Source organism: Streptomyces sp. NPDC048248, assembly GCF_043201875.1.
GTDB lineage: Bacteria > Actinomycetota > Actinomycetes > Streptomycetales > Streptomycetaceae > Streptomyces.
In genome coordinates, this window is record NZ_JBICZL010000007.1 from 111500 (window position 1) to 126367 (window position 14868).

9 protein-coding genes and 2 pseudogenes are annotated in these 14868 nt (G+C 68.2%); 6 read left to right on the top strand and 5 right to left on the bottom strand.

The window, feature by feature from the left end; all coding sequences use genetic code 11:
* Positions 1-186: 186 nt before the first annotated feature.
* Positions 187-937, bottom strand: a pseudogene (locus ACGFZW_RS16355) (nitrilase-related carbon-nitrogen hydrolase).
* Between the two features lie 804 nt (positions 938-1741).
* Between ACGFZW_RS16355 and rph the strand changes: the two are divergent.
* The 3 genes from rph to ACGFZW_RS16370 all read left to right on the top strand — a co-directional run bounded on the left by rph (position 1742) and on the right by ACGFZW_RS16370 (position 6238).
* A complete protein-coding gene (rph, locus tag ACGFZW_RS16360; protein ID WP_393893788.1) occupies positions 1742-4348 on the top strand; it encodes a rifamycin-inactivating phosphotransferase in 2607 nt (868 codons plus the stop codon).
* Between the two features lie 285 nt (positions 4349-4633).
* Positions 4634-4807, top strand: coding sequence for a CsbD family protein (locus ACGFZW_RS16365; RefSeq protein ID WP_393893789.1), 174 nt, complete (start codon positions 4634-4636; stop codon positions 4805-4807).
* Positions 4808-5029: 222 nt separating this feature from the next.
* Complete coding sequence (locus ACGFZW_RS16370) at positions 5030-6238, top strand: aromatic acid exporter family protein (protein WP_393893790.1); 1209 nt, start codon at positions 5030-5032, stop codon at positions 6236-6238.
* A 344-nt stretch (positions 6239-6582) separates the two neighbouring features.
* Here ACGFZW_RS16370 and ACGFZW_RS16375 read toward each other — a convergent pair.
* Together ACGFZW_RS16375 and ACGFZW_RS16380 are read right to left on the bottom strand one after the other, a co-directional pair.
* Positions 6583-6705 (bottom strand): annotated as a pseudogene (locus ACGFZW_RS16375) (winged helix-turn-helix transcriptional regulator); the annotation flags it as partial.
* A gap of 360 nt (positions 6706-7065) precedes the next feature.
* On the bottom strand, positions 7066-7284 hold the full coding sequence (locus ACGFZW_RS16380) for an EF-hand domain-containing protein (RefSeq protein WP_393893791.1): 219 nt from the start codon (positions 7282-7284) through the stop codon (positions 7066-7068).
* A 468-nt stretch (positions 7285-7752) separates the two neighbouring features.
* Here ACGFZW_RS16380 and ACGFZW_RS16385 point away from each other — a divergent pair, with 468 nt between their 5' ends.
* Positions 7753-8601, top strand: coding sequence for an MOSC domain-containing protein (locus ACGFZW_RS16385; RefSeq protein WP_393893792.1), 849 nt, complete (start codon positions 7753-7755; stop codon positions 8599-8601).
* Positions 8602-8760: 159 nt separating this feature from the next.
* On the opposite strand, the gene ACGFZW_RS16390 is transcribed toward ACGFZW_RS16385, so the two are convergent.
* Entirely contained in the window at positions 8761-10287 is a 1527-nt protein-coding gene (locus ACGFZW_RS16390; RefSeq protein ID WP_393893793.1) for a sugar porter family MFS transporter, read from the bottom strand.
* A 409-nt stretch (positions 10288-10696) separates the two neighbouring features.
* On the opposite strand from ACGFZW_RS16390, the gene ACGFZW_RS16395 reads away from it, so the two are divergent.
* Together ACGFZW_RS16395 and ACGFZW_RS16400 are read left to right on the top strand one after the other, a co-directional pair.
* The gene (locus ACGFZW_RS16395; RefSeq protein ID WP_393893794.1) at positions 10697-11716 is read left to right on the top strand and encodes a LacI family DNA-binding transcriptional regulator; all 1020 of its coding nucleotides are present in this window, start codon (positions 10697-10699) and stop codon (positions 11714-11716) included.
* A 326-nt stretch (positions 11717-12042) separates the two neighbouring features.
* Entirely contained in the window at positions 12043-13725 is a 1683-nt protein-coding gene (locus tag ACGFZW_RS16400; RefSeq protein WP_393893795.1) for a glycoside hydrolase family 32 protein, read from the top strand.
* Between the two features lie 271 nt (positions 13726-13996).
* On the opposite strand, the gene ACGFZW_RS16405 is transcribed toward ACGFZW_RS16400, so the two are convergent.
* Positions 13997-14806: an AraC family transcriptional regulator gene (locus ACGFZW_RS16405; RefSeq protein WP_393893796.1), complete on the bottom strand. Its 810-nt coding sequence runs from the start codon at positions 14804-14806 to the stop codon at positions 13997-13999.
* Between the last annotated feature and the right edge of the window lie 62 nt (positions 14807-14868).

Sequence of the window (14868 nt, forward strand, 5' to 3'; positions counted from 1 at the left end):
TCCCCGGGAATCCGTAGGCGTCGAGGAAGACGCGGAGAAAGGGGGCGGTTGAGGTGGACGTCGATGTCGGCGCCGAGCAGCCACAGCCAGGCGGCGTAGGCGAGGGCACGAGCCCGGGACCCGGGGAGCTGTCGGAGCAGTTGCGGGCATGCGCGAGCACTCCACGATTGCCACGCCCGCGGTGGTTCACCCGCCGCGGCGTCCATGGGGGGCTTCGATGGCGAGGACACGGTCGCGCAGAACCGGAAGCTCGGAGCGGATCCGGGCGACGTGGGCGACGTCGAAGTCCGCCGTCACCACCTCCTCCGAAAGCGTCGACGACCGTGCTGTGGCCTGCCTGCTGCATACCGCCGTGGGTACCCACCGCGTCACAGGCAAGGAGGAAGACCTGCTCCTCAAGGGCTCGCGTGCGCGTGAGCAGCTGCCAATGGCACAGACGGGCCGCGGGCCATGCGGCGGGCACCACGATCAGCTCCGCGCCCGCGTCGAGCAGGCCCCGGAAGAGTTCGGGGAAGCGGAGGTCGTAGCAGATCGCAAGGCCGATCACACCGAAGTCGGTGGACACGGTGACGATGTCGCGGCCCCCGCCCATCATGGTCGCCTCGCCGGTGTCGAAGCCGTATCGGTGGATCTTGCGATAGTGCCCGCGCAGGACGCCGGCCCGGTCGAAGAGGAGGACTGAGTTGTACAGCGTCCCGTTCGTGTCCCGTTCGACGATCGATCCGGCATGGAGCCATGCATCAGCCTCACGAGCAGCGGCGGACATGACCTCGGCAGTGGGGCCTTCGATCCCTTCGGCGTCGCGCTCCCAGCGGTCATATGCCCAGGCGCCTGCCGTCCAGAGCTCCGGAAGCACCACCAGATCGTCGCCCGCTCGGCCGCGGACCAGGGACGCTGCCCTGTGGCGGCGGTCCTCGGCGGAGTCCGACGAGTTCACCGACAGCTGTACAACGAGGCGCGCATGGCTGTCACCTCCGAGACCGTCGCAGCACGGTCCAAGGCACCTGTCACTACGAGCTTACGGAGGCGTGTGCGTGACCGCGCGCTCTGAGCTGGAGCCCTTCGTAGAGTCCCTCTCGACCCTCATTTTTGCTGGTCAGAGGCACTCTTAGGGTACCGGCTCATGGGCCGGAGACCAAGCCTGGCGAAAGCATGAGGCCACGAGGCGCAGGAGGAGGATCTGGTCGGTGCGGCGGGACAGCCGGGCCACGATCCGAGCTCAACACTCGCGTGGCGCGAAGGCCTAGGGGAGGTGGCTGCGCGCTCGACGTTCGGGCCTTGCCGACCGGGCGTACGCGGCGCGCCACCCGTTTCGCGAGAAGCTTGCCGGCTCCCTTGGATGCGGAAAAAAGCAAAGGCAAGGAGAGCCCTCTCCTTGCCACTATCAAGATATAGCGCACTGGGGGGCTTGCCGCAAGACCCGGGTCACGGCGCAGAATCATCGGCCGATGCCACAAGCAGCGGAAATGGGGGGGCACGACGTGCGTGTGTTGCTGTCGACGTATGAGGGACGCGGTGACGTCGAAGCAGTGGTGGGACCGGCAGTGCAGTTGCGGGTGCCAGGCGCGAAGGCGCGGGGGTGCGCGCGGCCCGACGGTGCGGAGCGACCGGCCGGCTCGTCAGAGGGAAGGCAACCAGGGATGGGGACGTGCTCGACAAGGGGTTCGAAAGAGTGGGAGGTGCCGGTGATTCGATCGGCCACCGCAGTACAACGGAGCACGGCTGCCTCGGAGGCATCGCGATGACTGAGCAGTACGTGTTGGATCTTCAAGAGGTCAACGAGACGCAGGTCGCGGTCGTCGGCGGCAAGGGTGCGCACCTGGGCGGGCTGTCGCGGATCGAAGGCGTCCGCGTGCCGGGTGGCTTTTGCGTCACGACGGACGCCTTCCGGCGGATCATGGCGGAAGCCCCGTCGATCGACGATCTGCTCGATCAGTTGTCGCGGGTGAATGCGGACGACCGGGAGGCGATCCGCACGCTCAGCGCGCAGATTCGCCAGACCATCGAGGGGATCACCATCCCGGGCGATCTCGCGGCGCCGATCACCCGCGCGCTCGTCCAGCTCGGTGAGCAAGCCGCCTACGCCGTCCGATCCAGCGCGACGGCGGAGGACCTGCCGACGGCCTCCTTCGCCGGCCAGCAGGACACGTACCTGAACGTCGTGGGGCCGGCGGCGGTCCTCCAGCACGTCAGCCGGTGCTGGGCTTCGCTGTTCACCGAGCGGGCGGTGACCTACCGCCGGCGGAACGGCATCGATCACCGTACGGTCCACATGGCCGTGGTCGTGCAGCAGATGGTGTTCCCGCATGCGGCCGGCATCCTGTTCACGGCCGACCCCGTCACGGGCAACCGGAAGGTCGCCACCGTGGACGCCGGCTTCGGCCTCGGCGAGGCCCTGGTCTCCGGCCTGGTGAACCCGGACGTCTTCAAGGTGCGCGACGGCGAAGTCGTCGCCAAGACGATCGCCGCCAAACAGCGTGCCCTGCACGCCCTGCCGGCCGGCGGTACGCAGGAAGTGGCGATCGACGCGCAGCGGCAGGAGCAGCCTGCGCTGACGGATGCGCAGGTCGTGCGGCTCGTACAGCTCGGGCGGCGGATCGAAGCGCACTTCGGCAGCCCGCAGGACATCGAATGGTGCCTGGTCGATGACGGCTTCCAGATCGTTCAGAGCCGGCCGATCACGACGCTGTTCCCCATCCCCGAGATCGGCGACCAGGAGAATCACGTCTACGTCTCCGTCGGTCATCAGCAGATGATGACCGACCCCATGAAGCCCCTGGGGTTTTCCATGTGGCAGCTGACGGCCATGGTGCCGATGCACGAGGCCGGCGGGAGGCTGTTCGTCGACGTCACCCGGCGCCTGGCCTCGCCCGCGAGCCGCGCCGGCCTCCTGGACATCATGGGGAAAGGCGATCCGCTGGTCAGGGACGCGCTGGAGACCGTCCTCGACCGCGAGGGCTTCGTCCCTTCGCTCCCGGATGCGGGTCCCGGCGGGCCGCCGGCCGGTGGTGCGTCCGCCCCGGTCGAGGCCGATCCCGCCATCGTCACCGAGCTGATCGAGCGCAGCCAGGCGTCCATCGCCGTCCTGCAGCGCGACATCCGGACGAAGACCGGAACGGCGCTGTTCGAGTTCCTGCTGGAGGCCTTCGAGGAGCACAAGCGAGTCCTCGGTGATCCGCTGAACCTTCAGGCGATCATGGCGGGGATGGAGGCCACGTGGTGGCTCAACGACAAGCTGCAGGAGTGGCTGGGCGAGAAGAACGCGGCTGACACGCTCACGCTGTCCGCCCCCGACAACATCACGTCGGAGATGGGACTGGCGCTGCTCGATGTCGCGGACGTGATCCGCCCGCGGTCGGAAGTGGTGGCGTTCCTTCAGGGCGTCGAGTCGGTCGAGGACGAAGCCCTTCTGGACGAGCTGGCGAAGCTCCCGGCCGGGGCCGAAGCGCGCGACGCGATCGAGGCCTACCTCGACCGGTACGGCATGCGCTGCGTCGGCGAGATCGACATCACGAGGCCGCGTTGGCGCGAGCGCCCCACCACGCTCGCGCCCGTGATCCTCGACAACGTCAGGAACTTCGAGCCCGGCGCCGCCGAGCGGCGCTTCGAGCAAGGGCGGCAGAGGGCGCAGAAGAAGGAACAGGACGTGCTGTCGCGCTTGCGGGCCCTGCCGGACGGTGACCGGAAAGCCGACGAGACCAAGCGGATGATCGACCAGGTCAGGAGCTTCATCGGGTACCGGGAGTACCCGAAGTACGGCATCGTCAGCCGCTATTTCGTCTACAAGCAGGCCCTGCTGGAGGAGGCCGAGCGGCTGGTGCGGGCCGACGTGCTTCCTGAGAAGGAGGACATCTTCTACCTCACGTTCCAGGAATTCCACGACGTCGTGCGCACGAGCCAGGTGGACGACCAGCTCATCCAGCGGCGCAAGGAGGCGTTCCGGGCGTACCACGCGCTCACACCGCCCCGGGTGCTCACCTCGGATGGTGAGGCCGTGACCGGGGCGTACCGGCGCGATGACGTACCGGACGGCGCTCTGATCGGCCTCCCGGTTTCCGCCGGGACGATCGAGGGAAGGGCCCGCGTCATCCTTGACATGGCGGACGCCGATCTCGAAGCGGGCGACATCCTGGTCACGACCTTCACGGACCCCAGCTGGTCGCCGCTGTTCGTCGGGATCGCGGGCCTGGTGACAGAGGTGGGCGGCCAGATGACCCATGGTGCGGTCATCGCTCGGGAGTACGGCTTGCCGGCCGTCGTGGGCGTGGAGCAGGCCACCCGGCTCATCCGGGACGGGCAGCGAATCCGCGTACACGGAACCGACGGGTACGTCGAGATCCTGCCTTGACCATCAGCTCGTGCCGCTGAGCACACCCGTGTAGCCGTCGACGACGAGGTGCTGGGTGTCCATCAGCCGCCTCACAGCCGACGAGGCGGGCGGCGCCGACCATGACACCGGCATTGCTTTTCTCATTGCGGGCACATGAACCCGTGCCCGGAGCTGCGCTGTCCCCCGGGGAAGCCACCAACCACAGCGCACTCCGGGCCACTTCCGCACCGTTCCGGATCGGGATCGGTTTTCCGGGAGGATCAGGGGGCACCTGCGGAATGTCACCTAAGAAGGGACCACATCATGAGTGCCAGTGAAAAGGCCAAGGCCAAGACCGAGCAGACCGCCGGTAAGGTCGAGAAGGAAGCAGGGCGCGCGGTCGGAAACGAAAGTGCCGCCGCTGAAGGCTCGGCGAAGGAATCCAAGGGAGACCTCCGCGAGGCCAAGGAAAAGGCCAAGGACGCCCTTAAGGATTGAGTTTCGTACACGTACCTCACAGGTGGGTCCCAGAAGAATCGCTGGGACCCACCCGTACGTAGGCACCCTGGCGACGGCCGGTGTTTCCCGTTCCGGGCTTTGCGTGCCTGTGTTCGTATGCCGTTACGTCGCTGTCTGCCGCCCGTGCTTTGTGTGCAGTGGCCGGCAAGCGTCGTACGAGGAACATTCGCGAGGTGCGGTTTCGACAGGTGGGAGAGCGATGTGAGCGGTGCAGCAGGTGAGCTGCGAGTGGATTCGGCTCAGCAGGGGCGGCTTGCCCGGGCTGCTCAGTGGTGGCGGCGGGCATGGGGCTCCGAGGGGCATGAGCGCCACACGGTGCTGCTGATCGGGAAAAGTACGGTCGCCGCCACGCTCGCCTGGGTGCTCTCCTACAACGTCCTCAATGCTCAGTCGCCGGCATTCGCACCCTTCTCCGCGGTGCTCATCATGCAGGTGACGGTTTATCAGTCGTTGCTGCAGTCCTCGCGCTATGTGGGGGCCGTTGCCGTGGGAGTGGCCGTGCAGGCCGCTCTCGGCTTTCTGGGTGGCCCTGACCTGCTGACCTTCGCTCTGGTGGCCTTGGTCGCGCTCACCATCGGACGGTGGCCGGCCCTCGGCTCGCAGGGCTCTCAGGTGGCCACTGCGGCGTTCTTCGCGTTCTCCACATATGTCTCCGCGACCTCCGACCTCGACAAGATCACCCAGCTCGGGCAGATCATCCTGCTGGTCCTCATCGGGTGCGGTGTCGGCGTTCTGGTGAACGTCACCGTCTTCCCACCGCTCAGGCTTCGCGGGGCCGAACACGGGATCCGCTCCCTCGCCCACGCGCTGTGCGACCTGGTCGGCGACATGTATCCGGCACTGCGCGAAGGCGAACTCGACGAGGACAGCACCGGGCGCTGGCGGGAGCGGGCGGACCAGACCGGAGAACTGATCACCCAGGCCCGGACCGGCCTGCGCACAGCCCAGGAAAGCATCCACTACAACCCGCGCCGCCTCCTGCGCCGACACCGCGGCCGCACCAGTTTCCAGGGGTACGGCGCCGTCCTGGAAGCATTGGAACGGACGCTGTATCAGGTGGCATCGCTCACGCGCAGTTTGGATCAATGCAGCAAGAACGAGCAGGAGGACCACCACAACTACCGCTCGTTCCTGAACTGCTATGCAGACTTCGTGGAGTCCATCTCCGAGATCACCCGGGTATTCGCCGCCCTCGACGAGGACAAGCTGAACGAGCAGGCTCCACAGCTGTGCCGGCTGGCGGACGAGGCACAGAAGTGCCGTCGCCGCGTGAGCGAACAGGCCGAGAAGGACGGCCTGCCACTTGCCGACCCGGCCCGCCCGTACGGAGTCCTCGTCATCGAGGCCACCCGCCTCATGGAGGAATTCCAGTACACCTGCGACGTACTCCAACACCACGTCGACAAGTGAGTCCCGCCCTGACCCCCGTTGTCCTTCTGGATACGGTCTCCTCTCCCTGTCCGGTGGTTGACGAATTCGGCTCCGGAACCGTTGCGAACCTGCGTGACCTGAAACGTCATAGGGGCCACTTCGAGAAGCGGCCCGGCTTCACGTTCACGGTTCTCGACGACGCCGGAGACATCATCTGCGTCTACCCATACCCGTCACATACCCATCGCGCTCGGCCAAGCGCTTGACGGATGTCGAGGGGTGACGGTGCCCGGATAGACACCGAGCGTCGTTGTGGGCCGGCCGAAGAACTGCCCGAATGAACCCTGGACGAATGATTGCTGGGAATACGAGCGAGCCTGCCGTCAGGCGTCGAAGCGGAGCCGGGCGGTCTCGAAATGGCCGAGGTACCGGTGGGTCCAGTCGCACATTCCGTCGACTGTCGCTCGCAGGGCTCGGCCCGGCTCCGTGAGGGTGTACTCGGTCCGTGCCACTTCACGCCCCAGACGTATCCGTCGAGGTCCGCACCGCTTTCGGGGTCGATGAGCCGGTCGTCCAAGGAGACCAGCCAGGTCTCCGTCGGTACTGACGTCTCACGCCTGGCGTCAACGCAGTACCGGAAGAGATACCGCAGGTAGGACGGCTTGATGCCGGTACGAGGATCAGCCGTCGCGTAGACGATGACCTCGTAGTCGCGCATGTTCTACCCACTCGGCCAGGGCTTCGGCAAGGAGATTCACGGGTGTCGGCCGCATGTCTCAGGGGTCGCCGGGACAGGTCCGCCACACCCTGGAGCCGATGTGATGACGGACCGGGTCCGGCAGGTTCATGTGCCGGACCCGGCTGTGTCAGCCATTCATGGCCGCCCAGAACTCCTCGAAGGACATCTGGCGATCGCCGTTGGTGTCGAGCGAGTCGATCAGCTCCTGGGCCTGCGCCTGGGTGATCTCCGAGCCCTCCAGCTCCGCCACGACCTTTCGGTATTCGTCCGCGGTGACCAGGCCGTCCCCGTCGACGTCGTAGCGCTCGAAGACCTTCCGCGCCGCCGTCTCCACGATGTCTGCCATGTGCTCCACCCTTCTGCGATCTTCGCTGACGGGCCCAGGCTATCCGTCCGCCCGGAGCAACGCGGACGCTGCCCCACCTGCCCAGATGCCGTGGGCCGAGCCCCTCGAAGGTCCATGGCTCCCTCTGGCCGCGACGGGGTAGCTTGCAGAGGGGGAAGGGGCGCTGAGTACCGCTCAGGGATCAATCGGCGACGAAGGGCGACACGTCGGAGGGCCCGAGGAATCCGAGCACGCCGGCAATGACAGCGCATGCCAGGACCAGGAAGCAGCCCAGACCGAATGCCAGAGTCAGCCATGTTCGCCCAACCGCGGCATGGTATTCGGCTCATCTTCTCAATCCCGCATTTGACGCCTCCTGGCGGCTTGTTGCGCGTGCCACGGTCTCCCTGCGCGAACTCCGTTTGGAGCATGGTTCGTCCAGTGGCCGAAGCGACCGTCTCTCACCGCTCGCGATCATAAGGTGTGGACATGCCCATAGTTTCCGAGCTGATGACGTACCCCGTCAAAGGGTGTGCCGGGGTCCCGCTGGCGGAGGCCGACCTCACCCCGGCCGGTCTCCCGCACGACCGAAGCTTCATGGTCGTTGACGAACGGGGGGTCTACCGCACCCAGCGCAAGGATCCGCTGCTGGCGGTGATCCGGCCCGAGGTCAGCTCCGACGGGGCCCAACTCATCCTGAGGAAGAGGGGAGTTGAGTCGGTGCACATCGAGGTGGACACCACCTCGCCCCGGAGGGACGTCGATCTGTTCGGCGCACCGTTCCTCGGCATCGACCAAGGGGACGCCGCAGCCGGCTGGCTGTCCGAGGCACTCGGGACGGACTGCCGGCTGGTGCGCGTACCACCGGAGCACAACCGAATGGTCGAGGGCCTCACTCCAGGCACCTCGGGTTACGCCGACAGCAGTCCGCTGCACGTCCTTTCCCTGGCCACCTTCAACGACCTCAACGAGCGGCTTGCGGCAGCGGGAAAGCCACCGATGCCGATGAGCCGTTTTCGGCCGAACATGGTGCTGGACGGGTGGCACGAGCCGCTCACCGAGGACCGGGTGCGTCGGGCCGAGGTGGCAGACACGGAGCTGGGGTTCGCCAAGCTCGCCATCCGCTGCGCCGTGACCATGGTCGATCAGGAGACCGGCGCCAAGGCCGGACCGGAGCCACTGCGGACATTCGCCTCCTACCGACGGGTGCCCGAGGGCGGTGTGGCCTTCGGCTCGAAATTCTCCGTCATCAGGACCGGGAAGCTGGCGGTGGGCGATGAATTCACCGTCACGGAATGGGCGGAGGACGGGGAATGGGCGGGGGACCGGGCCCGCTGACCAGACCCGGACGGGCCCGTCGCTTTGAGCGGCATGGTGGTGCACCTACCTTCGCCCGGGGGAGTGGCCCCGCCTCCCGCCCCGTGGGCGAGCGGGTGGCGGGGCGTCCCAGGTGAAACCGCGGCGCGGGTCCTTGAGTGCGCCAGGACTCGGTATCAGTCAGCGCACCGGCCCCGTCGGCGCTTCGGCCGACGCGTCAGCAGCAGCGGATGCGTCGGTTCCGGAAGTCGCCTGCTTACGGTTCCGCAGCTCGCCCGCGATGTCCTCCAGGCTGCGGCCCTTGGTCTCCGGCAGCTTGCGGTGCAGGTAGAGGAGGCCGAGGACGCCGAAGGCTGCGTAGATCCAGAAGAGCCCGGTGGGAGTGAGGGCGCTGATGGTGGTGAGGACGGTCAGGGAGATGACGAAGTCCAGGCCCCAGTGCGTGACGTTGCCGAACGAGGAGGCCTTTCCGCGCACCGCGGTCGGGAAGATCTCGCTGTTGATGAGCCAGATGGCCAGCCCCAGGCTGGGCGCGAACGCGCCGATGTAGAGGCACAGACCTGCCACCAGCATCGCGCCGGACGCGGGCCTCCCGCTGTTGCCGAGGTAGAGCGCGCCGAGCAGGACGAGGGCGAGGACGACGACGGCCGTCCCGCCGAGCAGCAGCGGACGGCGTCCGACGCGGTCGACGAGCAGCAGCGCGATCCCGGTGAGCACCATGTTCACCAGGCCGATGCCGATCGAGGAGAGGATCGCGGCCGAGCTGCCGAAGCCGGCCTGCTGGAGCATGGTCGGGGCGTAGTAGATGACGGCGTTGACGCCGACGAGCTGGTTGGTCGCCGCGACGACCACGCCGAGCAGGATCGCCGGGCGCATGGCCGGGCGCAGCAGGTCGCGGTAGCGGGTGCGGGATTCCTGCGCGGTGAGTGATTCGATCTCGCGCAGCTCTTCGTCGGCGTCCTCAGGGGTGCGGGTGCGCAGCAGAACGGCACGGGCCTCGTCGCGTCGCCCGCGGTTGAGGAGCCAGCGCGGGCTCTCGGAGAGGCGGTAGACCCCGGCGAGCATGGCGAGGGCGGGTACGCACCCCAGACCGAGCATCCAGCGCCAGCCCTGTGTGCCGTCGAAGGCGTAGCCGACGAGGTACGAGACGAAGATGCCGACCGTGATCATGAGCTGCTGGAGCGAGACGAGCCGTCCGCGACTGTGTTTCGGGGCGATCTCCGCGATGTAGGCGGGGACGGCGAGCGAGGAGGCGCCGATCGCCATACCGAGGACGAACCGGGCGCCGATGAGGGTGGCGACGTCGGGCGCGGCGGCCGATCCGGTGGCACCGAGGGTGAAGATGACGGCGGAGCCGAGCAGCGCCCCGCGGCGCCCGATCGCGTCGGTGACTGCGCCGCTGACCAGGACGCCGACGATCGCGCCGAGCAGCAACGAGGCCACCGTGACCTGCTGCATTCCGGAGGAGAGATCGAATTCCGGCGTGATGAAGAGCAGGGCGGAGGAGATGATCCCGCTGTCGTAGCCGAAGAGGAAGCCGCCGAGCGCGGCGACGGCCGAGGCGCCGAGGACGGCGCGACGGGCCGCGGCGGGGGACGGCTTCTCGGGTGGGGCGTGGCGTTCGGAGGCAGGGGGAATGTGCGGCATGGCGGCTCTTTCTGTGATGCGGCGGGAGAAGCCGGCCCGGTGCGGGGTCGATGCGCTCATCGGCGCCCTGGCTGCTGAGCGGCCCGACAGCCACCCGGCGGCCTGTGCCTGAGGGGCACCCGCCACCGCGATGCGTCGGCTCGCGCGGCGGCGGGCAGGCCCGACAGGCCCCAGAGCGCTTCTCCGGCGCTGGTCGGGTACGGGCGCCGTGCTGTACGTCGGCGTTCTTTTGCCGTGCGTGGATCGCGGCATTCACAGCCGGGCCGGGTGGCGGCGTGGCGGCGGTGCCTCAGCGGTCGCTGCGGGCTTCCGCGGCATGTGGCGCGTTGGGAGCCTGGTCGGGGAGCGACCTTCAGCCACGCATGGTGGCCCGTCGCGCGGATTTGCGCAAGCGGTTGCGCAAGCGCTTGTACGGATGGGCGGTCACGTACCATCCCGGGACGGGCGGCACAGTGAGGAGAGGCAGCGCATGGCAACCATGGCCGACGTCGCACTTCGGGCCGGGGTTTCCGTCTCGACGGTGTCCCACGTCATCAACGGCACGCGCTTCGTGAAGGAGGAGACCCGCGCCGAGGTCCTCGAAGCCATCCGCGCCACCAGCTACGCCGGCAATTCCATCGCCCGCTCCCTGGCGACCTCCAGCACCCAGACCCTGGGCCTGGCCGTCTCCACGGTCGCCAACCTCCACTTCGCCGAGCTGCTCTCCAGCATCGACGCCACCGCCCGCGCGGCCGGCTACACCCTGCTGATGGCCGACACCCACGACGACCCCGCCGAAGAACTCCGCATCGTCCAGAACCTGCACCAGCGCCGCGTCGACGGCCTGTTGCTCGCCACGGCCACGGGCGCGCGCGGTGCGGCCCTGCGCTACCTCAAGGACGCCCGACTGCCCACCGTCCTCCTCGACCGCTGCGCCAGCCCCGCCTTCGACCAGGTCGGCACCGCCAATGTCGAGGCCACGGCCCGTCTGGTCGACCACCTCGCGGACTGCGGGCACACCCGGATCGGCATGATCTCCGGGCGCAGGGGCGTGCGCACCACGTCCGAGCGCGTACGGGGATGGCGGCGCGGAATGGAGCGGCGCGGCCTGGAGGCATCGGACGAGCTGGTCGTCTCCGGGAACGCTCAGGCGCATGTCGCCCAGCAGGCCGTCGAGCAACTCCTCGCGATCGAGCGCCCCCCGACGGCCCTGGTGGTCGGCAACAACCACATGACCATCGGAGTCCTGCGCGGCCTGCGCCGGATGGGGCGAAAGGTGCCACGCGACCTGGCGCTCTGCGCGTTCGACCACTTCGCATGGGCCGACCTCATCGAGCCCGCCCTCACGGCCATCGCACAGCCTCTTGAACAGATCGGTGCGACGGCGGTGCGGCTGCTCGTCGAGCGCATAGCCGATCCGGACGGGGCGCGGCAGACCGTCCTGTTGGAGCCGACTCTCGTGCACGGGGAGTCGTGCGGCTGCGGATACGGGGCTCCGCTGCCGGGCTGACCAACCGCCGCCCTCCCGGCGGCCCCCCCATGAGTCATGCCTTCAACGACTCACGAAACCAAGCGACTTGGCTCGGGCATGACTTGTCTCTGGACACCCCGCTCACGGTCACTTACAGTCCCTCGGAGTCGTGCTCGCCCACCCCGCGGGCACCCTCCGTGTGATGCGACCGCGCTCGTCGGCAGCGGCCGCAGTTCAAGAGCGCCTTTGCCACCGTTGTCCGGTCTGTCGGGGACCGTTGATGCGGCAGGCGCTGTCACTGCCAGCACCCTGTCACCAGTGCGGTGCGCCTTGCGCGCGCCGCACCGCTCCGGAGGAGAGCCGCCTTGTCCGACGACAGCCCGCACATCGACCGCAACGCCCTCGCCCCGACCCCCGCCCCGGACCTGACGCAGGGCCGCTCGGCCCTCAGCCGCCGCCGCGTCCTCACCACCTCATGCGGCCTGATCGGCGCGGGCACACTGGGGACGTGGGGCACCGGCCCGGCACACGCGACCGCGAACGTCCCGACCGCATCCGCCACTTCGGCCGCCGCGACAGCCGCTGGGTACGACGAGCTCTACCGCCCTCAACTGCACTTCTCACCGGCACGCAACTGGATGAACGACCCCAACGGGCTGCTGTATCACGACGGCACCTACCACCTCTTCTTCCAGTACAACCCGGACGGCGACACCTGGGGCAACATGTCCTGGGGCCACGCCGTGAGCAAGGATCTGACGCACTGGCGTGAGCTGGATGTCGCCCTCCTGCACGACGACACAGAGATGATCTTCTCCGGCAGTGCCGTCTTCGACCACGACAACACCAGTGGCCTGGGCACCGCCGACAACCCTCCGCTCGTCGCCATTTACACCAGCCACCTGAAGGACGGCAGCGGCCAGCGGCAATCCCTGGCCTTCAGTACGGACGGTGGCAGAAGCTGGGCGAAGTACGACGGCAACCCCGTTCTGGACATCGCGTCGGCCAACTTCCGTGACCCGAAGGTCTTCTGGCACGCCCCCACAAGCCGCTGGGTGATGGTCCTCGCCCTTTCCACCGCGTACAAGGTCCAGCTCTACTCCTCTCCCGACCTCAAGGAATGGACCCACCTGAGCGACTTCGGCCCGACCGGCGCGACCGGTGGGATATGGGAGTGCCCCGACCTGTTCGAGCTCCCCGTCGACGGTGGCGGCAGTCGCTGGGTTCTGATCGTCAATCTCAACCCCGGGGGCCCCGCTGGGGGTTCAGCGGGCCAGTATTTCCTCGGCGACTTCGACGGCACCACCTTCACCGCCGACACCGGCGGCCCCGACGTCCGCTGGCTCGACCACGGCGCCGACTTCTACGCCGGAGTCACCTACAACGACGTCCCCGGTGGCCGCCGCGTCCTCGTCGCCTGGATGAACAACTGGCAGTACGGCGAGCGCATCCCCACCCAACCCTGGCGCAGCGCCATGAGCTTCCCGCGCGAACTCGCTCTGACCAGCGCCCCGGTCGAGGACGGGGGAGCCGTGCTCGTCCAGCGGCCGGTCGCCGAGCTGGCGGCCCTGCGGGGCCGTCCACTGGCGCGGCTGGACGGCAAGGACGTAGCGGCGGGCAGCACGCCGACCCTGGTGCGTGACACGGGACTCTGCTACGAAGTCGAGGCCGAGCTCAGCGCGGCAGGCGGCGCTCAGCGCTTCGGCCTGGAGGTCCGCGTCGGGAACGGCCACCGCACCCGCGTCGGCTACGACATGGACAGCGGCGAGCTGTACGTGGACCGCACAGCCTCCGGCGTCATCGCCTTCCACGATGACTTCCCCGGCGTCCACCGCGCACCGCTCAGCCTTCCTGAGGGCGGCAGGCTCCAACTGCACATCCTCGTGGACGCCTCGTCTGTCGAGGTCTTCGCCCAGGACGGCCGGGTCTGTCTCACCGACCAGATCTTCCCCGGCAGCGATGACACCGCCCTCCAGGCATTCGCGGACGGCGGCGCGGCTCGCATCGAGCATCTGGAGGTACGGGAGCTGCGGTCCGTATGGCGGTGACGCCAGGGACCGGCCACGTGCGGGCGGTCCCTGGACGATGAAGGGGAGGGCCACCTCCGCATCGCACCGGCGCCCTGGCCCGTCCTCGGTCAGCAGGTCCGCCGCATCCTGATGCGGCGGACCTGTCGGCGAACGGCGGGGCCGGCCGCAGGGGACGCACCAGTTCTGGATCAACTGTCTCGGCCTGCCGGCCCTTTCGGCAGTCGCACTCATAGTGTCCTACGGCCCTGGTTTGTGAGCGGGGGCGCGGTTCGCCCGACGGCTCACCTGCTCAGATGCGAGTGCGCTGGTACCGCGCGGGAGTGGTGCCCACGTGACGTGTGAAGTGCCGGTTCAGATGGGCTTGGTCGTGAAATCCCACGGCTGTGGCGACCTTGGCGGGCCGGTGGCCGTCGAGGAGAAGGCGACGTGCTCGGTCGATGCGCTTTCCGGTGAGATAGGTGTGTGGCGGAAGGCCATATGTCTGCTTGAAACAGCGGATCAAGTGGGTGGGGTGGGCATGCAGGGTGGCTGCGGCCTCCTGCAGGGAAAGGCCCGGGTGGATCCGTGAGTCCAGTAGTTCCCGCAGCTCAGTGGCGAGGCGGTTTGCCTCTCGCCCTGGTGCGCGGGGCTGGAGTGCCGCGAGGTGGAAGTGGAGCCTTTCCCGGATGAACGAGAGGCGGGACTCGGCTTCGAACTCGTCTCCGGCGTGGGCGAGCGCGGTGTGCAGCTGATCGATCCGGCAGCGCAAAAACCCATCGGTGAGGACCGGAGTGTCCACTGCGTGGCCGGCCAAATGCCGGGGGAGTACGGAGTCGTCGAGGTAGAGGTTGCGTTTGCGGAACCCGGACGCCGTGACCGTCCGACCGTCATGGGGGACGCCCGGAGGCAGCAGGAGTACTCCTGCGTTCCCCGTCGCCCCGTGACGTCGGCGATCGAGCGCGAAGTCCACCGAGCCGTCGTCGAGGATCATCAGGTCCCACGTGTCGTGGGTGTGGGCCGGGTACGTGTGGTCGGTGAAGTGCGCGTGGAAGACCTCGGCGATCCCGGGGACCGGTGGCCTCCAGGCGTTGACGGACGTTCGGGGGCGGTCAGCGGACATGCCAGGAACGTACAAGACTCACGGATCGCGAGTGCGGCAGGCTCAAAGCACCGGTTGGAGGG